This is a genomic window from Occallatibacter sp. (assembly GCF_049582745.1).
GTDB lineage: Bacteria > Acidobacteriota > Terriglobia > Terriglobales > Acidobacteriaceae > Telmatobacter.
Genome location: NZ_JBAUUO010000152.1, coordinates 1 through 18,503, shown reverse-complemented (window position 1 = coordinate 18,503; position 18,503 = coordinate 1). Strand labels below are relative to the sequence as shown.

The 18,503-nt window shown below is 58.9% G+C and carries 13 protein-coding genes and 1 pseudogene; 5 read left to right on the top strand and 9 right to left on the bottom strand.

Going from position 1 to position 18,503, the window contains the following annotated elements:
• Positions 1–102: 102 nt before the first annotated feature.
• Positions 103–744, bottom strand: a complete 642-nt coding sequence (gene rsmG, locus WCA10_RS21780) for a 16S rRNA (guanine(527)-N(7))-methyltransferase RsmG (protein ID WP_472824635.1) — start codon at positions 742–744, stop codon at positions 103–105.
• Positions 741–1,496 carry a gamma-glutamyl-gamma-aminobutyrate hydrolase family protein gene (locus WCA10_RS21775; protein WP_472824634.1) on the bottom strand — a complete coding sequence of 252 codons (756 nt, stop codon included), beginning with the start codon at positions 1,494–1,496 and terminating at the stop codon, positions 741–743. Before WCA10_RS21775 ends, rsmG begins: the two co-directional genes overlap by 4 nt.
• Before the next feature lie 272 nt (positions 1,497–1,768).
• Here WCA10_RS21775 and WCA10_RS21770 point away from each other — a divergent pair, with 272 nt between their 5' ends.
• Together WCA10_RS21770 and WCA10_RS21765 are read left to right on the top strand one after the other, a co-directional pair.
• Positions 1,769–3,676 (top strand): VWA domain-containing protein, encoded by a 1,908-nt coding sequence (locus tag WCA10_RS21770; RefSeq protein ID WP_472824633.1) that lies wholly within the window; start codon positions 1,769–1,771, stop codon positions 3,674–3,676.
• Positions 3,677–4,055: 379 nt separating this feature from the next.
• Positions 4,056–4,589 carry a DUF4126 family protein gene (locus WCA10_RS21765; RefSeq protein ID WP_472824632.1) on the top strand — a complete coding sequence of 178 codons (534 nt, stop codon included), beginning with the start codon at positions 4,056–4,058 and terminating at the stop codon, positions 4,587–4,589.
• On the opposite strand, the gene WCA10_RS21760 is transcribed toward WCA10_RS21765, so the two are convergent.
• Both WCA10_RS21760 and WCA10_RS21755 read right to left on the bottom strand, forming a co-directional pair.
• A complete protein-coding gene (locus WCA10_RS21760; RefSeq protein WP_472824631.1) occupies positions 4,565–6,427 on the bottom strand; it encodes a glycoside hydrolase family 35 protein in 1,863 nt (620 codons plus the stop codon). The genes WCA10_RS21765 and WCA10_RS21760 overlap by 25 nt on opposite strands.
• Positions 6,428–6,451: 24 nt before the next feature.
• On the bottom strand, positions 6,452–6,805 hold the full coding sequence (locus WCA10_RS21755) for a ComEA family DNA-binding protein (protein WP_472824630.1): 354 nt from the start codon (positions 6,803–6,805) through the stop codon (positions 6,452–6,454).
• A 121-nt stretch (positions 6,806–6,926) separates the two neighbouring features.
• Here WCA10_RS21755 and WCA10_RS21750 point away from each other — a divergent pair, with 121 nt between their 5' ends.
• Positions 6,927–7,889 (top strand): aldo/keto reductase, encoded by a 963-nt coding sequence (locus tag WCA10_RS21750; protein ID WP_472824629.1) that lies wholly within the window; start codon positions 6,927–6,929, stop codon positions 7,887–7,889.
• A 315-nt stretch (positions 7,890–8,204) separates the two neighbouring features.
• On the opposite strand, the gene WCA10_RS21745 is transcribed toward WCA10_RS21750, so the two are convergent.
• The 5 genes and pseudogenes from WCA10_RS21745 to WCA10_RS21725 all read right to left on the bottom strand — a co-directional run bounded on the left by WCA10_RS21745 (position 8,205) and on the right by WCA10_RS21725 (position 13,906).
• Positions 8,205–8,840: an RNA polymerase sigma factor gene (locus tag WCA10_RS21745; protein ID WP_472824628.1), complete on the bottom strand. Its 636-nt coding sequence runs from the start codon at positions 8,838–8,840 to the stop codon at positions 8,205–8,207.
• 1,106 nt (positions 8,841–9,946) lie between these two features.
• Entirely contained in the window at positions 9,947–10,714 is a 768-nt protein-coding gene (locus WCA10_RS21740; protein WP_472824627.1) for a lysophospholipid acyltransferase family protein, read from the bottom strand.
• The gene (locus WCA10_RS21735) at positions 10,711–12,171 is read right to left on the bottom strand and encodes a bifunctional folylpolyglutamate synthase/dihydrofolate synthase (protein ID WP_472824626.1); all 1,461 of its coding nucleotides are present in this window, start codon (positions 12,169–12,171) and stop codon (positions 10,711–10,713) included. The genes WCA10_RS21740 and WCA10_RS21735 overlap by 4 nt, the downstream gene beginning before the upstream one ends.
• 105 nt (positions 12,172–12,276) lie before the next feature.
• Positions 12,277–13,020, bottom strand: a pseudogene (locus tag WCA10_RS21730) (TIGR03435 family protein).
• 100 nt (positions 13,021–13,120) lie between these two features.
• Positions 13,121–13,906 carry an alpha/beta fold hydrolase gene (locus WCA10_RS21725; protein WP_472824625.1) on the bottom strand — a complete coding sequence of 262 codons (786 nt, stop codon included), beginning with the start codon at positions 13,904–13,906 and terminating at the stop codon, positions 13,121–13,123.
• A gap of 614 nt (positions 13,907–14,520) precedes the next feature.
• Between WCA10_RS21725 and WCA10_RS21720 the strand changes: the two genes are divergently transcribed.
• Together WCA10_RS21720 and dnaN are read left to right on the top strand one after the other, a co-directional pair.
• On the top strand, positions 14,521–16,455 hold the full coding sequence (locus WCA10_RS21720; RefSeq protein ID WP_472824654.1) for a PP2C family protein-serine/threonine phosphatase: 1,935 nt from the start codon (positions 14,521–14,523) through the stop codon (positions 16,453–16,455).
• Positions 16,456–16,702: 247 nt separating this feature from the next.
• Complete coding sequence (gene dnaN, locus WCA10_RS21715) at positions 16,703–17,875, top strand: DNA polymerase III subunit beta (protein WP_472824624.1); 1,173 nt, start codon at positions 16,703–16,705, stop codon at positions 17,873–17,875.
• The last annotated feature ends 628 nt before the right edge of the window (positions 17,876–18,503 follow it).

Sequence of the window (18,503 nt, the reverse complement as noted above, 5' to 3'; positions counted from 1 at the left end):
TATGTTCCACGTGGAACATGGTTGCCGAGCGGTCAAAATGCAGACGATGTTCCACGTGGAACATCTCTATTCGTTCTGCCACCCGGCGAACCACCTTCGACTTCAGGCTCCGGTCTTCGAAGCGAGCACCAGTACTCGTTGATCTGAACCCGCAATCGGAATCAGCTTCGATCGTTGCAAGTTTGCCCCGGCACTTTCCAGCACGGCCAGATCTCTCCGGGTCGTGAATACCGCCAGCCAGCCTCCGGCACGCACCAGTTCCGATGCCGCCGCGACTGCCTGCTCCATTCGATCTACCGCGCGTAGAGCTACGTAATCGAACTGTTCCTCCAGGGTCTCTGCGCGCCCGGCAAATACTCTTGAGCTCAATTTCAAACTGCGCACAACCTCCTGGAGAAAAGCTGCCTTCCTGCTTTGCGATTCTGCGAGAGTGACGCTAATCTCAGGCCGGCAAAGTGCGATGGGAATCCCAGGGAAACCCGCTCCGCTGCCAAAGTCGAGAAGTGTTGTGATCCCGGAAGGCAATGCCTGTGCGCAGGCAATCGATTCCACAAAGTGACGGCTGAGAATCTCCTTTGGATCCCGAATCGCCGTCAGGTTCATACGCGCATTCCAGCGAAGGATCAGGGAGAGGTATATCTCAAATTTCGCTGAGGTTTCCGCATTGAGAGGCTTCAGACCGGCCGCCTCGAGCTGATTGTTCAGACTGCAGACGTTCGCCTCGGAATCTTCGCCCGGATTCATATGGTGGCGACCGAGGCTTCCGCCGGACGCGGGCGCCAAGCTTCGGCCGCAACCACAAATGCCGCAAAGAGGGCGCGCGACAATGGGCTAACCGTGAAAGTACGTTCCGGATGCCACTGAACACCCATGACGAAATGATCGGGCGAGTCCAGCTCCACCGCTTCTATCACGCCATCTTTCGGGCTGATGGCGGTCACTTGCAGGTTGTCTCCCACGCGGCCTATGGCCTGGTGATGGCTGGAATTGCATTCGGCGCCCAAAATGTTTCCGGCGGCATTGGCCAGGCGGGTTCCGGTCGCAATCTGAATCGGATGGGCGTTGGTTACGTCCCGGCCCGGGCGATGGTTGACCTTTGTCGCGAGCACGGTTTCTAGATCCTGGATCAGCGATCCATTCCGCCAGACATTCAGCGTCTGTACGCCATGGCATATGGCGAGAATCGGCTTATGGAGATTGAACGCGTCCTGGAGAAGGAGTTCATCGACCGCCGTGCGCCCGGCATCGGAAGGGCCACACGCGGGGATGCGCGCTTCGCCATAGCGCTCGGGGTCGACATCGAAGCCGCTCCCGGGAAGGAGCACACCCTGGGTACCGGCAAGCAGGCGGGCGACGCGGTCCTGCCGCTCATGCAGCGGCACGACGATCGGTACCGCACCAACCGATTGAAGCGCGGCGAGATACGGCGGAAGGGAACGCGCGTTGTACGCTGCGTCGTTCGAAGTGGGCTCGGGAATCGCAATGCGGATCGACATAGACGTTTTTCAGTGTATGCGAGATTCGCCGGTTAAGCATGTTGTGTCTGAGTAAGTAATCGAACGGGACCTTAAGTTTAAGATAACAAGCATGTTACAGTTTAATGCGTGTCATATCTTAGTTAACTTATTTGTTATCTATAACTTAGTGCCACTCATCGGACGCCTCAGGTCGCAGGATATCCCGAAGAGACGGGCCGCTTTGAGTTGATTGTCCTGACGGCGGCGTATGGCGGATTGGTGTATGCTTGCGGTTTTCGGGGAGAAGCTGGATGAAGCGGATTATCTGCATTCCGATCATGTTGATCCTGATCAGCGGGACCATCGGTTTGATGGGCCAGACAGGGGGAAACACCACCAACGCCGGTCAGGAGACCACGCTGCGGGTCAACAGCCGCGCCGTGCTGGTGGATGTGCTGGTGACCGACAAGAAAGGCGAGCCGGTGCGCGGACTGGCGCAGAACGCGTTCACGGTAAAAGAGCAGGGAAAGCCGCAGATCGTCACATTTTTTGAAGAGCATCAAAGCGCTGAATCGACCGGCATGGAGAGTCTTTCACTGCCTCCGAATGTCTTCAGCAATCATCCTGGAGAGGCACAGCCCGCGGCGGTCACGGTGCTGCTCCTGGATGCGCTGAATGCGTCGGTCGAAGATCAGGCATTTGTGCATCAGCAGGCGCTGCGATTCTTGAAGACCGCAAAGCCCGGATCGCGGATGGCGATCTTTACGATGTCCTCAGGACTGCATTTTGTGCAGGGATTCACGGACGATCCAGTGTTGTTAGTGGCCGCATTAAATGCGAAGAAGGGCAACGGCGTGGAGCAGTCGTCGAATCTGACGACCCCGGCGGAGACGAACGCCGGCCAGGGACTCGTGAACATGATGTCAGTCAACACGCCGACACAGGCGACGCATGGCGGCTCACCGACCGCGACAACGGCTTCACCCGCCATGATCGCTGGTCTTGAAGGCTTTCTGCATGAGATGGGCGATACGGAGTTGAGCGATCGGGAGTATCGAACGCTCGCCAATCTGCAGCAACTCGCGACATTTCTCGGAGCGTTTCCAGGGCGCAAAAATCTGATCTGGTTCTCAACGTCGTTTCCCGCCGGAGTCTTCGGGATGACGGAGCCGCGATTCGAAGGAGACGTAAAGAAGACTGTGAACCTGCTGACTGCCGCGCGGGTGGCGTTGTATCCCGTGGATGCGAGCGGCGCGAGCGAGCACGCCGTCTACACAGCTGGAAACGCGCAAGCAACAGGTGCGAATTTGCCGAGGGAGATGAGCGGAGCGAGCGATCTGGCGGCAGGACCCGGCAACGTAAGCGCAAACGGTCCTGGGCAGGCAGCCAACACCCCAATGACTGCCAGTGCGCTGGGTGGACCCGATACCGGCAATTCGGCAAATGAGCATCCGCTTGCAGTCGAGGATAGGGAAACGAACAGCAGGCATTCCACCATGGACATACTGGCGCACGACTCCGGCGGCCGGGCGTTCTACAACACCAACGGACTGGCCCACGTGATCGCGGAGATCGGAAAGGCGGGCGCGGACTTCTACACGCTGTCCTATGTTCCGGCGAACGCAAACATGGATGGTGGATTCCGCAACATCTCCGTCGAAATCGAAGGGCAGAAATACAACCTGAGTTATCGACGCGGGTATTATGCCAGCGATGCGGATCGTCCCGGAGCAGCGGAGGCCGCAGCTCCTGCAGCGCAAGGCGGAAAGCCGGTGAATCCGCTGGCGCCGTTTATGGCTCTTGGCATGCCAGAGAGCGAGCAGATCGGGTACCGGGTTGCAATCAAGCCTGCGGGGGAAGCCGCCGCAGACGCGAAGACCATCAGCTACGATGCAGTATTCACATTGACGGTGGACGACCTGAGCCTGAAAGAAAACGCCGATGGTACGCGCACGGGAACGCTCGTCGTTGGGTTGACGGTGTACGACCGCTATGGGCAAGTGGTGAACCAGCAGGCGCGGCGTGCGGCATTGACGCTGAAGCCGGACGTTTACGCAGCGGTGAAGACGGCAGGGCTGGGGATGACGGCAAAATTCGAGGCTCCCGCAGGACAGTACTGGCTGCGCACGGGCGTCTATGACGAGGACGGCGCAAAGGTCGGTACATTGGAGATCCCGCTTGCTGCGGTGAAGCCCGTCGTCGCCCAGGGCGGGAACTAAGGGAAATCGAGCGGCAGGCATCGTCCGGTTAACGCTGCTTCTCGTCCGGTGATTGCAATCACTCGAAGACTCTCCCTCATGAATACGCCCCGCGTGCTCGCCTCGGCAGAGCGGATCCGCTGGTTGTCGCACAACGATGCGTGCTGCTTACATTCGCGTGGTCGTGCGCGACCCTCATGACGATCGCTCCGGCGCCCTCGAAGTGACACTGCCTCTGAAACAGGAAACGCAAACGGCATCGATGAATCCGTAAAAAAGAGCGAGAGCAATTAACTGCGGCTGACTTTCGTCGTCGGAGAGACCGGCATATCCGATGGAAACCTCGAGTGGACTGCAACAGACCGTGCCCGGGCGTCATCGAACGGGTGTGAGGGATCGGATGCGAGTGCCTTTAACGTGTGCGTTTTTGTTAGGCGTGGCGGGCGGTGCGCGCACCATGCTCCCGGCGGCCGCGGTCAGCCGGGCTGTCCGCGTGGGATCGGTGCGCACGAAAGGCACTCCGTTAGCTTTCCTCGAAGGGCGAGATTTGAATCGCCTCCTCGTTGGGCTGGCGCTGGCCGAGATTGTGGCAGACAAGCTGCCGATGACGCCAAGCCGGAAGCAGACCGCGGCGTTTACGGCGCGCGTGATCAGCGGCGCACTTGCGGGAGCTGCGGTGGGTGCGGCTTCGCGGCGCGCGGCGCCTGGAATGCTGCTGGGGATGGCCGGCGCCATTGTCGGTACAGAGGGCGGCGCGGCATTCCGGTCGTGGTTGGCGTCTTTGTTCGATCGAGACCTGCCGGCGGCGGTGATCGAAGATCTTGTCGCCCTGGCGCTGATCGGGTACGTAACCAGCCAGCTCAAAGCATGCGCGTTGCCGGCGAAGGACAGCCTGATCCAGGACCCGCCCTATCGAGAGGGGGTCGGCCCATAGTCCGCATGATCGGCGGTGGTGAGGGATTCGCCCGCATTTCCCTTGAGGTCGAAGAGGATGATTTCATTGAGGCCGGGATGGATCCATGGCCCCGGCGTGTACAGCGCGAATTCAGGCCCGACGTCCCAAAAGCGCCCGAGGGGGCGGTCGTTCAGGAAGGCCATTCCTTTCGAGATGCCGTGCGTATTCAGGAATGTGTCTCCTCTCTCTGAGTCACCGGAGTTCTGGGTATTGGGAACATTCATACCGAAGCGATAGAAGCATGGGCCTTCGCAGGAGGCTGACGTGAAGTGCAGCGCCGCGAGGTCGGTCATTGGAAGCGAATAGATCTGCCAGTGCTGCGGCTGCGTGCCTGCGACCGTAACCGAGCCCGTGATGCCTTTGCGCTCGGTCCGGATCACCTTGGTGAAATTCACGCGGCCGGAATTCTCGACAAGAATGTCGAGGGTTGCAGATGCGGGAATTGCGGGCAGAGCGAGATGGGACTGGTCGAGGCGCCGGTCCAGCGTGCCGATGAGTTTGTGGTCAACGTAAACCTGCGCGTAGTCGTGGAGGCCGTCGATTGTGAGTTCGCCGCCGGGGCTTGCGGGCAACTTGGTCCGATACAGGATGTACCCGTACGACTGGTCGAGATCTTCCATGGTGAGAAGCTTGTCGGATTCAACGGGCTTGGGCAGGCTCTGCCACAGCGAAACTGATTCGGAGCGCTTGGAGATTGGATATGTGCCGGCCGGCATTGACGGCGGGATCGCAGGCGGGGTTTTTCCGGTAACGCGGGCAATGGCATCGCGAAACGCCATGAACTTTGCCGTGGGCTGGCCGCTTTCGTTCAGCGGCGCGTCATAGTCGTAGCTGGTGGTGTCCGGCTCGTAGTTGCTGCCGTTGCTGTTGGCGCCGTTCATCCAGCCGAAGCTGGTGCCTCCGTGAAACATGTACATGCTGACGGAGTAGCCCTGGCGCAGCATCCATTCGTATTCTGCCGCGTTGGAAGCGGCGTCGGTGGTGTGATGGTGCTCGCCCCAGTGATCGAACCAGCCGGCCCAGTATTCGCCGGACATGAACGGACCCTCGGGGCGGAGCTTTTTGAATGTGGCGAAAGCCTTTTTCGCGTCGCCGGAACCGAAGTTGATGACAGCGGGAAGTTCGGGCAGCGAGCCGTTGGGAACCTGCTCTGCGCCGTCGGCGGTGTAAAGCAACGTATCGGGAGCGGCAAGCCCGGATTTGAGAAGCGCAGATTTGACGGCTTCCATATAGGCATGGTCGGTACCGAAGGAGCCGTATTCGTTTTCGACCTGGATGGCGATGATGGGGCCGCCGTGCTGGATCAGCAGCGGCGACACTTCTTTCGCAAGCCGGGCGAACCACGTGTTCATCGCAGCGATGTATTTAGGGTCGGTGGAGCGGAGTGTGAGCGAGCGGTCCTTGAGCAGCCACGAGGGATAGCCGCCGAGATCCCATTCCGCGCAAACGTAGGGGCCGGGGCGGAGGATTACGTTCAGTCCCTCCTGCTGCGCCTCCCGGATATATTCCGCCACGTCGTTCTGGCCGCTGAAGTCGTAGATGCCGGGGCGCGGCTCGTGCAGGTTCCAGAACACATACGTAGTGATGGTGTTCAGTCCCATGGCGCGGGCTTTGCGGAAACGGTCGCGCCAGTAAGCGCGGGGCACACGCGGATAGTGCATCTCGCCGGAGAGGATCTGGTAGGGGTGGCCGTCAAGTTGAAACTGGCCGTTGGCGACAACGAAGGTGTGCGGGCTGGCTGACTGTGCAAGAGCAATTCCGGCCGCCAGGAATAGGACAAACGCAACAGAGCGCATGCCGGAATCATAACTCGCCACTGCTACGGAACCTCGCGGCAGGATCTACCGGGCTTCGATTTTGCCTGCGATGCGATCATATGCGGCGCGGGAGATGACGTGGCGCTTCACAAGATCCTCTGAGTCGGAATACGGGCGGTGATCGATGATGCGACGGGCGGCAGCGTCGTCGATGCCTGGCAGCTTCTCCAGATCGTGGGCCGAGGCGCGGTTGATGTTGATCGTCCGCTGGTCCTTGATGCCCTGGACGATTCCCTGGGCAACCGCCTTGGCGTCGCGTGCTGCGGTCGAAGTGGCACGGGCTGTCTGCTCGCGAATTTCGTCGGGGCTGCGCTGGTGGGGCGTGCAGCCGGCAATAGCAATGAAGGACAGGGTCAGCAATGCCGCGGTAATCCTCATGAGAGGTTGGATGCCGCGAAATGCGGCGCAGGATTGCCGGAGCGTTGAAGCAACTCGAGGCGCGCAGTTTATGCGCCCGCAGAACGTGCGGCCGCATCAGAGAACGTGAGGTGAATTGCGAATGGACAAGCGGAGACTTGGAGCGGGCGGGCCGGAGGTTCCGGTGATCTGCCTGGGCGGCAACGTGTATGGGTGGACGCTGGCGGAGGCTGACGCTTTCAGGCAGTTTGATGAGGCGCTCGATCTTGGATTGAACTTTATCGACACGGCTGACGTGTACTCCCGCTGGGCTTCGGGGCACACGGGCGGCGAGTCCGAGACCATCATCGGCAACTGGCTTGCGAAGAGTGGCCGGCGCAAAGACCTGATTCTCGCAACCAAAGTCGGCATGGACATGGGCGAAGGGCGCAAGGGGCTGAGCCCCGCATATATTCGGCGGGCGGTGGAGGACTCGCTCAAGAGACTGCAGACCGATCACATCGACCTCTACCAGGCCCACAAGGACGACGAGGAGACGCCGCTCGCAGAAACCCTTGGCGCGTTCGACGACCTTGTAAAAGCGGGGAAGGTCCGGTATATCGGCGCATCGAATTACAGCGGTGCGCGGCTGGCGGAGGCACTGGAGTCGAGCCGGAAAAACGGGCTCGCAAGCTATGTGTCGCTGCAGCCGCACTACAACCTGGTGGAGCGTGAGAAGTTCGAAACAGAGCTGCTGCCGGTGGTGCAGAAGTACCGGCTTGGTGTCATTCCCTACTTCTCATTGGCGGCGGGTTTTCTCAGCGGTAAATACCGCAGCGCGCAAGACGCGGAAAAGGCAGCGCGCGGCAAGATGGTGCAGAAATATCTGAATGACTGGGGATTCGGCGTGGTGGCTGCGCTCGAAGAGGTTGCCCATGCAACGGGCTCGACGCCGGCGCGGGTGGCCCTGGCGTGGGTGATTGCACAGCCGGGAATCACGGCTCCGATTGCGAGCGTGACGAATGGCAACCAGTTGAACGATCTGGCAGAGGCGGCGAAGTTGAAGCTGGATGCGGCATCCATTGAAAAGCTGAATGAGGTGAGCGCACGGAAGACCATCGCATAAGAGTGAGTCCGTCCGGGTCTAAAAAACGGGATCCTTCGACGCTGCTCAGGGCAGGCTCTGGGGCACCCAGCGTTGTAATCACCGCAAGCTTAGTACAACACGGGTGCAGCGGCCAACGGAACCCGCGACAGGCCGCGACGTCAATCTCCTTATTTCTTCAAACCGGTCCAATCTCGGTAGAACTTCCGGTCCGGCTGTCCGGGCAAGCGCATTGGGAACGTGCCGGGCAGCGATCTTTCGGTTGGTTTGGCGTCACTCACGTCGAGCATTCAGGCGGAGCAGGGCCTCGCTTATCGGCGATCGGAATGAGATGACTTAGATCGCCGCGAGATTCGAAATTGCATTTGAGTCGCGGCGGGCCGCTTCCCCGTGCTTAGAAAGAGCGAAGCGCAATACACGCCGCGCCTTGTGCAATTGGGATTTTGAGCAGCCCAGGCTGCAGTCGAGCATGGCGGCAATTTCCTCGTGTTGAAAACCCTCGACGTCGTGGAGGAGGAAGATGCTCCGATAACCGGGCGCCAGGTTCAGCGCGGCGCGGTCGATCGCCACGCGGTCAGTGACCCCGGCTTGTGCAAGGTCACGCGTGCCGACCACGCGTCCGACGTTTTCCCCAGGGACATTTGTCATCATTTCATCGAGTGAGACAACAGGCAGCGTGCGCTTGCGCAAATGCATCAGCACGATATTCACCGTAATCCGGTGCAGCCACGTGGTGAAAGCGGATTCAGCACGAAAAGTTGCGAGCTTGCGATGGACCTGGAGGAAAGTTTCCTGCATGAGGTCCTCGGCTTGCGAGAAGTTATGCACCATGTTCATGCAAATACAGAGGACGCGCTTTTTGTGCCGCTGATAAAGTTCCGCGAATGCGTCTTCGTCGCCAGCCCGGGCTCGCGTCAGAACATCCTGCATTGATGGTGCCTGTGTCGCGCGGTTCTTGCGCTTAGAAGTCAAGGTGTGTCTTGATCGGAGTGACGAAAGGGGAAGGGCCGAGGCTACCATAAATCCTCCATCGCGGATTTGAGATCATCCAAAGAGGCCGCGAACTTACTGCCTGGACCTGCTTTGCTCTGAAGGAGCAGATTGCGCAGTTGAATGAAACACCTTAAACCCGGCGTCGCTATGGCGCCGGACTATCCCTGGTTCCCGCATGCAGGCGCATGTGATTTCTGCTGACGCGATTGGCGATTCCCAAAGTCCGCTAATCCGCTCTTAAACTTTCCTCTTTGCCATGCAGGGCGTCTGTGCTGTATTGCTCGCTTTGCACCTGTTGAAGAAAGGTCTGCGGAGCGTAGCGGTGGAGCGCCCGGGGGCGATTCTGAGTTGACCAGAGGCAGCGAAGAAACGACACGTGAAAAACATCATTCTCCCTCGAGATCCCTTTTCATGGAAAACGTACGACGAGAGGTCGTCGCGATGGCAGCTTCCAGCCTCAAAGGATTGTGCGGCAGAAGTGGGATAACAAGCTGTTCAGAATTGCTCGGTTCACGCTAATTGACCCAATCGCCCGCCGCCAGAATGAAGAGGCGCGTGCGTTTTCTCTTCATGAAACGATATCTGTGGCGAGCAAGCGGCTTCTGCACTGGATACGCAGGAAATTCATGACGCGAGGCGCCAAGAAAAACAGAAAAGTGAGCTGAATTGAACAGCGCGACGGCGACAGCTTCATTAGTCTTCAAGCAAAGAGGCATCCTCAATCTATTCCGCGTCGTAACCAAAACCCTTCGAATTTCGGTTTCTTCCCTGGTACCTTTCCTGCAATTTATGCCCATCCCAAGTGCCTCACGAGCGGGTTCGCCGGAAGGCGAACCCTCCACGCTCCCGATGGATGCTGCATCGGCTCAAAACAATACCCAAGACGACCGGGCGATTTAGTTTCTGCAACCAGAATGGTTGCTCTTTACGAGTTGCCGATGCTTTGGTTCAGGATTCAGAAAACACCGAATGGGAGCGCGAAGAGAGCCAGATTAGAGAAGTTCCTCGTTTTCGCTCAAGGATGGCTCTTGTCATCTTCCATCTCAATTCGGTGACTCTGCGCGACGAGTCAATCGAAAGTTTCCTCAACAGGAAGGGACTGTTGCGGAGGAAGCGCGCATCTGTTCAATCGTTGTACGCAGGAGGGTGTTCAGCTCTTCCACCTGGCGCAGTGTCATGCCCGCCGTGGAGATCGGTTCGCCAACCGTGAGCGTGATATCGCCGGGATAAAAGTGGCGGGTGTGCATGGGCAGGAGGTCGTAGACACCGCTCAAGGCAATCGGCACCAGCGGGACCTGCGCGCGAATCGCAAGAAACGCCGCTCCCGCGAGGAAGGGTTGCATGGTGCCGTCGGGCGTCCGGGCTCCCTCGGGGAATACAAACAGCGGCATGCCGGCGCGTAGCGCGCGAACCGCGGTTCCAAGGCTGGAGACGGTGGAGTTCGAGCTGACGCTGTCCACCGGGATCTGGCCGGAGCGGTTAAGATGCCAGCCGATGAAGGGCATGGTCCACAGCTCTTTTTTGGCGAGGATACGGAACTGGAAAGGGAGCGTGGAAAAGATGACGGGCGTATCCATATACGACGTGTGGTTGGCGGCGTATACGGCGACAGGGTGTTTGCAAAGATTGTCGGCCCCGTGGACGCTAAGGCGTGCGCCGGAGATCTTCACGCAGCCACGGGCCCAGATCTGGGCAATGCGGTGCTGGATGCGCCCGCTCTTATCCCACAGAGAAATGAGCAGCGAGATGCTCCCGCAGATTGCCGTGTAGCAGAAGACGAGCGGAGCTTGAAGAATATTGGTGCGCCAGCGATAGAAACGGGGCAGCGGATCGGGGGGACGGCGACGGGTCACGGAAGCTGGCCTACGCGTTCAATCGTCTCGCCGGGGCTTGAAGGCGAAACGGATTGGTCCAGCAGGAGGGTGCGAACATCGCCAACAAGATAAACGGAGCCTGAGACGACGACTGGACCGGAAGGGTTCGTCCTCGCGCTTTCGAGAGCCAGCTCGACAGCCTGGCTCACTGAGGATGCGGCAAAGGCCTGCGTACCCGTCGAGGCGGCGGCGGCGAGCAGTTCCTTTATCGGCGTGGCGCGGGTGCTGTGAATCGGGGCAAAGATCACCTTGTCGAAGATGGGGAAAAGAATGTGCGCCATCTCGATAACCGGCTTATCGCGCAGGCAACTGAAGACGAGTGTGCCGAGATGCTGCTCGGGGAGCAGGTCGCGGAGCCCGGCTCGTAAAGCCCATGCGCCGGCGGGGTTGTGCGCCACGTCGAGGATGAACTCGGTCGCAGTGTGATCCTGCGGGTCCTCGACGCGGATGCGCTCGAGACGAGCCGGCCACCGAGTGTTCCGAATGCCTTCGGCGACGGACTTTGGAGTCACGCAGAACCCGTGGCTGATGGCGAGTTCCACAGCAGCTGCAATGGCGAGAGCTACGTTGCGATGCTGATGAGCCCCGCGCAGCGGCGAATCCACCTCAATGACCTGGCCGAGAACCTCGACCTTATAAACATGTTGCTGATCGGTGTCCCGCGCGGACGGCATCGCGGTTTGTGCTGAATCGGCAAACGAACCGTCCGAATGGTGGCTGTCTGCGGCGGGCATAAATGGCACGGCGCTGACGCCAAGGACCGAGAGAGATGTGGCGACTTCGCCAAGCACCTGGTTGGCTTCAGGATGTTGCGGAAGAGTGACGAGCGTGCCGCCTTGGCGGAGGATGCCGGCTTTCTCACGCGCAATTTCGCTGATCGTCGAGCCGAGCCACTCCATGTGGTCGAGTGAGATGTCGGTAACGATCGAGAGCAGCGGATCGACAATATTGGTGGCGTCGAGGCGTCCGCCCAGGCCCACTTCGAGAACCGCGACTTCAATCGCCGGTTCGGCAAAGTGCAGAAACGCCATCGCCGTGAGGGTCTCGAAAAAACTCGGCGCCTGCGCCAGCTTCTTCTCCTCCACTAGTTTTTGCGCGGTGGCTCGAACGCGGAAGAAATTCTCAGCAAAGTCAGCATCGGAAATCTCAGCGCCGTCAATGCGGACGCGCTCATTGGGCCGCGCCAGGTGCGGGGACGTATACAGGCCTGTGCGTAGCCCGGATGCCGAAAGAATGGAGGCCAGCGTGGCCGCCGTGGAACCTTTCCCGTTGGTCCCGGCGATCAGAACAGAAGGAAAAGTGCGCTGCGGATTGCCCAGCGCGGCAAGAAGGACGGCGACCTCGCCAAGTGAGAATTTGCGGCGTGTCTGGCCGGTCTGCGTGGCGAGTTCGGGCGCCATCGCGGCTAGATGATCGATCGCGGACTGGTAAGACATGGAAGCTTCAGTATAGAAGAGCCGTCGACAGCGCACGGTACAACAGTGATCCGAGAGGAATCAGGGACGGACACAGGGCAACTGCAAGCAGCGAAGAGGAACAATTCAGTTGGCCGAAGGGTGCTCGGCGCGATCGACCACGATGGTCTCGATGGGTGCGCGGGTGGCTTCGAGACGGAGGCCAAGCTGCTGCTGAATGGCGGTGAAGAAGGGTGCGATCGGCGCATCGGAAGCAGCCGGGGGGATATCTCCGCCGAATTGCGATTCGTCGGGAGCCCACTCGAGATTGAAATCGTAACGTCAGGTGAGCCCGGTTTTATCGACAACAGGACGGTCGAGAATCGCACGCTGCATCACGGATACAAAGTCGGCCATGGAGGCATTGCGCGCGGGCAGCAGGATGCGCTGCGGGTAGACGGTGCTAATGAGGGCCGGCTGCTCGGTCGCGGCAGCTTTGCTGGGCTTCAGTTTTGAGCCGCCTTTGGCGATTTCGAGCGCGTAGATGGGGAAGACTTTCGGTTCGCGATGGAAGGCGAGTTTGAACCTGTCGGCCAGGAGAATGCGCAGCATGGCCATCTGCTGATCGTGTGAGGGCTGCGCTTCGCCGGGCGTGAGGGCAAGGATGTCGAAGTGATCCGACTCGATCCAGGGAGGGCCGCCGGCGACTGCCTTGGGATTCAGGTTGTAGGCTGCGGCGATAAGTAGTTTGAGGGTGTAGTCCTTTTCAACAAAACGGTGCGGCCCCTGCATCACGATGTACCGTGCAGATTTTGGGCTCGACTCGACTGGTTTGATGGTCGCGACTTCAAATGCGGGGCTGGGAGGCGCCGCGGTCTGGGCAGCCAGCATCGATGCGGTGAGCAGAAACATTGCGACGGCGACAAGGGTTTTCATGGGCGATATCCGCAAAAGGGCCAGAGAAATCTATCTTACCGGAAACAAAGAGGAATCAGAGGCTGTTGAGGAAGCTGCGTACAACAGCGTTGAAGGCACCGGGGTTGTCGGCGTGCAGGGCATGGCCGCCATCGAGCACGAGAAGATTGGAGTTGGGACGGCGCTCCACCATCTGCTCCGCATGCTCCTTTGACGTGACGCGACTCTCGCGGCCTCGCACCACGAGCGCCGGACACGTCGAAGCGAGCCAGTCAGCCCAGTGGTCGCCGACCAGGTTCTGCTGTGACCGAATCATATCTTGCGGATTGAAGGCCAGATGCCAACCGGCGTCGGAGTGACGAAACGAGTCGCTCAAATAGGGAACAAAGCGGGCGCCGATCTTCAGCTCAAGTTCTTCGTGGGTAGAAAAAACACCCTTCCAGGAAAGGATGAAGCTGATGTCGTCGGTGACCACCGCACCGATGTCTTCAATAATGAGCGCCCTGACGCGATCGGGATGGCGGGCGGCGAACTGGTAGGCGTTGACTCCGCCAAGCGAATTGCCGAGAAGCACGGCCTGCGGGAGGTCAAGCAAGGTAAGCAGCGCTTCGATGTCGCCGAGATAATCTTCGCGGGTGTATGTTGCGGCATGGCTCGACTCGCCGTGTCCTCGTTGATCGAGCGCGATGACGCGGTAGTCCGGGGCAAGGCTTGCCGCAAGCGCGGTAAAGGTGGCGCCCTGCATCAGGTGCGCATGCAGAGCGAGCAATGGAGGCCGCATGCCGGATGATGACGTTGATCCGGTATCAAGATACGAAAGCGTCAGGCCATCGTGATGGAATGTATGCCGTTGAAAATCCATTGCGCCTCGCATTGATGCTACATGGGCGATCTAATGTGAGCTTGATGTGGACCGAGCACGGCGGCGCAAACGCGCCGGCACTTCAGGTCTCTGCAAGAGGCAGTTTTGTGCGGAGTTTTCCTCGTCGATTTTGATCGATGTGGATAGTGTGGAAGTTGTGTCCGATGTGGATGACGGGGTGCTTGAAAGCACTGGATTGGCGCGGGTGGAAACGCGCATTGCACATAAATAGCAAAGGATTCACAGCGGGTTTAGCGCGGCCTGTGGGAGTGGTGGGAAATCTGGGTCGCGAATGAAGGGAAGTTGCCGCGTTTTCCAATTATCCGGAGATGCACAGGCGGGATTTAGAAATCTAGCACCAAGGTAAACTCGGTGACGGGAAACAAGATAGGCCTGCTTTCCACTTTTCCAGCGACAACGACGGTTACTACGGGATATTTGATTACTAAATACATAAAAATCCCTCTAACCGTCGCATCGCGCAAGTCGCTGATCATTCCTCTGGGTAGCCACGGCGTATTGCTGCTCGCGGGAATGGTCCGATAGACTGAGGCTCCCCATTCGAGTCGAATATGGAATCGCGCGGGAACCGGAGGTCTGGCGAGACAGTGCAGATGATTGCGCGACGGTGCTGTAAACAGCGCATCGGATGGGTCTGCGCATGGATGTGCCTTGTTGCGACGTCCGGGCTGGGACAGTCGATTGACGCGAGCCAATGGCACTCGGGCACGGTGACGCTGAGCGAAGGCTGGCGCGAGCACGACGGCGATACCCCGGCGTGGGCCCGTGTCAGTTTCGACGACAGCGGATGGCAGACGGTCGACTTGGATGATCTGGGCGGTGCCGAACCGGGATGGCGTTGGTACCGAATCCACATCAAGCTCGAGCCGGGGCATGAGCATTTGCATTTGCTGATTGCCGGTGGTTTGGGCACCTACGAACTCTATCTAAACGGGGCGAGAGCCGATGGAGCCGATCTGAAGTCGCTGTGGGGCGTGACCCGGCCGACTGAACAAATCTTCATGCCGCGCGATGAGGACAACGACGTCACCATCGCATTGCGGACTCATGCGCCAACCATGTATTCACTATGGCATTTGCCGCTGTTTCTCACCGTGGCCATCGGAACGCCCGGAGCTATCGACAATGAGCGGCAGGCATTAGAAAGTCAGCGTCTTTACTCGGCAATTCCTTCGATTGCAATTAATCTCATGCTGGTGCTGGCGAGCATTGCAGCATTTGCTTTGCACCGAAGCCAGCGCGATCGCAAAGAATACCTATGGCTCGGTTGTTATCTCTTCCTCCTTGGAATGTCGAACGGCCTATTGTTTTGCGCGGTAGCCGGACTGGTACCAATTTCAATCAATACTCTGCTTGCTGATCCGTTGATCTACTTCTTCACGATCATGCAGATTGAATTTACGTTCAGTTTTGCGGGCCAGCGGATCGGACGAATCTGGCGAGCCTATGAGATCGCTCTGCTGCCGATGCCGATCCTCGCTTTTCTGCAGGTAACGAGCCTACTTTCAAATCAGCTCTATGTCTCGCTCGAGGCGGTGATGATCCTCCCGGCGGCGCTGCTGCTGCCGGTCCTGCTGCTGGTCTGGTTCCGCCGAGGGAATCGCGAAGCAGGATGGCTGATTCTACCCAGCCTGTTTCCGGCAGCGGCTACTGCGCTCTTTGATATTGGCACCGCTTCGATCGACTCCGGCTGGGGGCGCGCGGACTTCCTGGCGAACCCAATTCAGGTCGGTTCAATTCCGCTTCAAATCTCCGATCTAAGCGACTCTTTGTTTGTGCTGGCGATTGGCGTCGTCATGTTCTTCCGCTTCACGCGCGTCAGCCGGGAGCAAACACGGGTTGCGGCGGAACTGGATGCCGCGCGGGAAATTCAGCAGCGGCTGGTGCCGGCGCAGTTACCTGAGGTGAAAGGCTACACGATTGAGGCAGCCTATTTTCCGGCCCAGGAGGTGGGTGGCGATTTCTACCAGGTCTTCAAGCAGAGCGACGGCGCGCAACTGGTGGTGGTGGGCGACGTAAGCGGCAAAGGACTGCGCGCTGCCATGACGGGGACGCTCGCACTCGGTGGCTTGCGCGCTTTGGCAGCGGAGGGGTGGGGACCAGCCGTTGTGCTCACGCGGCTCAATCGTCAACAAACTGAGACCCAGGATGGCGGATTCATCACCTGTATTTGCGCGCGGGTGACAGAGCAGGGCGACGTAACTGTGGCAAACGCCGGTCATTTGTCCCCCTATCGCAATGGGGAAGAGGTATCGGTCGCCTCGGGGCTGCCGCTGGGGATCTCGCGCGACGAAACGTATGAAGAACGTACATTCACCCTGGCGCCCGGTGATCAGTTGACGCTGCTTTCCGACGGCGTGCTCGAGGCGAGGGATGCAAAGGGGAAGTTGTTTGGCTTCGATCGCATGCGTGCCATCAGTGGGCAGACCGCGGCGGAGATCGCTGCAGCCGCCCGCAGGTTCGGCCAGGACGACGACATCACCGTCCTGACCCTGGCGCGGATTCAGGCTTCTGCGATTGAGGAATAACTGTGTTTCATTCCCCTCAAGACCTGAAACGCCCTGGTTTCCAGAAATGTTGACCGGTTTTCCACGCACCGGTTTTTGTGAAGATGCATACAATCAAAGGCAAGAAACTGCAGCGGTTTCTCGCCATAGCGTGTCTAGTGTAGGCTTGGGCCAAGCGGGCTGCGGCCTGGATCGCTTGGGGTGGACGTAAATTGGGGACACGTTTGCCGCGTCGGTGGTGCAACGGCGAGCGATATGGGGTGGGACTATGCCGATTGTAGAAACTGAAGTGGAGAAGCCGGCAGCACAGGGGGCAGCGATGGAGATTACCGTAAGCCGCCAGGAACTGGTGAAGGAGCTTACCGCGACGCAAAGCGTGGTCGAGCGCAAAACAACGATTCCCATCCTGTCCAACTTTCTGATCGAGGCCGAGGGCGACCGGCTGAATATTACGGCAACCGATCTTGACCAGGCGATCCGCACCAGCGCTGCCGTCAAGGTCAAGAAGCCGGGTTCCTGCACCATTCCCGCTCGCAAGCTTTACGACTACATCAAGCTGCTTCCCGATGGCGACATCTCCATCAAGCTGCTTGAAAATCACTGGGTACAGATTCGCTCGGGCCGCTCCAACACCAAGATGGTGGGCATGGCGCGTGCAAACTATCCGCAGGTGCCCGAGTTTCCTGCTGTCTCGGTGACGAGCATTCCAGCGGTGGCGTTGAAGACTTTGATTGCTCGCACCATCTTCGCGATCTCGAACGAAGAGTCGCGTTACACCCTCAACGGCGCCCTGCTGGTGCTGAAGGCCGAGTCGATTGCCATGGTGGCGACCGATGGCCATCGGCTTTCCTTTGTCGAAAAGCCGGGCGAAGCCATGGAAGGCATCAGCGGCGAAAAGCGCGTGCTCATTCCACGCAAGGCGCTGCAGGAGCTGCAGGGACTGCTGTCGAGCACCGACGTCGAGAAGGTGGAGTTCGCCGACGACGAGCACACCCTCTTCTTCAAGGTCGGCCATCGTACGCTCAGCACGCGGCGGCTGTCAGGTCAGTTCCCCAACTACGAAGCGGTTATGCCGCGCGACAATACCAAGTTCGCTGTCGTTCGGTCGAGCGAGCTATCCAGCGCCATCCAGCGCGTGGCCCAGTTTGCCGACGAGCGTTCCGGTGCGATCCGTCTGCGGCTCGAGGGCAACGAACTCAAGATCAGTTCGCAATCCACCGAGAGCGGCGAGAGCGAAGACACCATCGATACGCCGTATTCGGGCGACCCGATTGTGGTCGGCTTCAACTCGACCTACATCATCGATTTCCTGAAGGCACTGGGTAATGAGGGCGAAGTGCGGCTCGAGTTCAAGGACTCGCAAAGCGCCGGCCAGATGCGCCCCGAAGATCCCGACGCCGAGTACCGGTCGCGCTATGTGCTGATGCCTATGCGTATCTGAACAGCAGCAAAGACTGAAGAAACAATAGACCAACAACAGCGAGACTACCGAGCTTGGAACTCAATCTGAACTTGGAGTGTTATTGACTGAGGGCCCTTTTTTTTAACTTTCACTGTGAACGCATTGTTGTCCAGGCACTTGATCGAATCCCATAGCGACAATTGAATAGGTTGCGGGCTAGATGTCTGTTGAATTGGTCGAGGCGATTGGAGATCAAGGACTGTAATTTTCCGGTCGCGATAGGCTAGCTCGATATCCCACAGTTCCATCGCCCGACGAAGCACATCACTTGAGGGCATATGGGTTCCGGCCAGATAGAACTGTAGCGACGCCCGGGAAACATTTAGGTCGCGCGATGCATCGACGCGCGTGTATCTCTGCCCTTTTTCTCTAGCCTTAGCATCACGCTTGCGCAATCCCTCGCGCAATTGGTTTGAGATTTCAGCCAGAAACTCATGATTTTTAGGCGATCGAGCCATCTAGTCAATGTTATTTGACAATCTATACATAAGTCTAGTATTTTAGACCATCTAGTGTAGCGTCTCATGCAGATCGTCTTTTATTGAGCGTGGTCTGAGCACGGGTGACCTTTTCCAGGATGTCGTTTGCCTTTGCGGTCCAGATGAAG

Excerpts from the sequence above, each read along its gene's own strand:
- WCA10_RS21725 (WP_472824625.1), bottom strand. The coding sequence starts at position 13,906 with ATGGATTTTCAACGGCATACATTCCATCACGATGGCCTGACGCTTTCG.
- WCA10_RS21775 (WP_472824634.1), bottom strand. The coding sequence starts at position 1,496 with ATGTCGATCCGCATTGCGATTCCCGAGCCCACTTCGAACGACGCAGCG.
- WCA10_RS21720 (WP_472824654.1), top strand. The coding sequence starts at position 14,521 with ATGATTGCGCGACGGTGCTGTAAACAGCGCATCGGATGGGTCTGCGCA.
- rsmG (WP_472824635.1), bottom strand. The coding sequence starts at position 744 with ATGAATCCGGGCGAAGATTCCGAGGCGAACGTCTGCAGTCTGAACAAT.
- WCA10_RS21765 (WP_472824632.1), top strand. The coding sequence starts at position 4,056 with ATGCGAGTGCCTTTAACGTGTGCGTTTTTGTTAGGCGTGGCGGGCGGT.
- dnaN (WP_472824624.1), top strand. The coding sequence starts at position 16,703 with ATGCCGATTGTAGAAACTGAAGTGGAGAAGCCGGCAGCACAGGGGGCA.
- WCA10_RS21735 (WP_472824626.1), bottom strand. The coding sequence starts at position 12,171 with ATGTCTTACCAGTCCGCGATCGATCATCTAGCCGCGATGGCGCCCGAA.
- WCA10_RS21770 (WP_472824633.1), top strand. The coding sequence starts at position 1,769 with ATGAAGCGGATTATCTGCATTCCGATCATGTTGATCCTGATCAGCGGG.
- WCA10_RS21750 (WP_472824629.1), top strand. The coding sequence starts at position 6,927 with ATGGACAAGCGGAGACTTGGAGCGGGCGGGCCGGAGGTTCCGGTGATC.
- WCA10_RS21755 (WP_472824630.1), bottom strand. The coding sequence starts at position 6,805 with ATGAGGATTACCGCGGCATTGCTGACCCTGTCCTTCATTGCTATTGCC.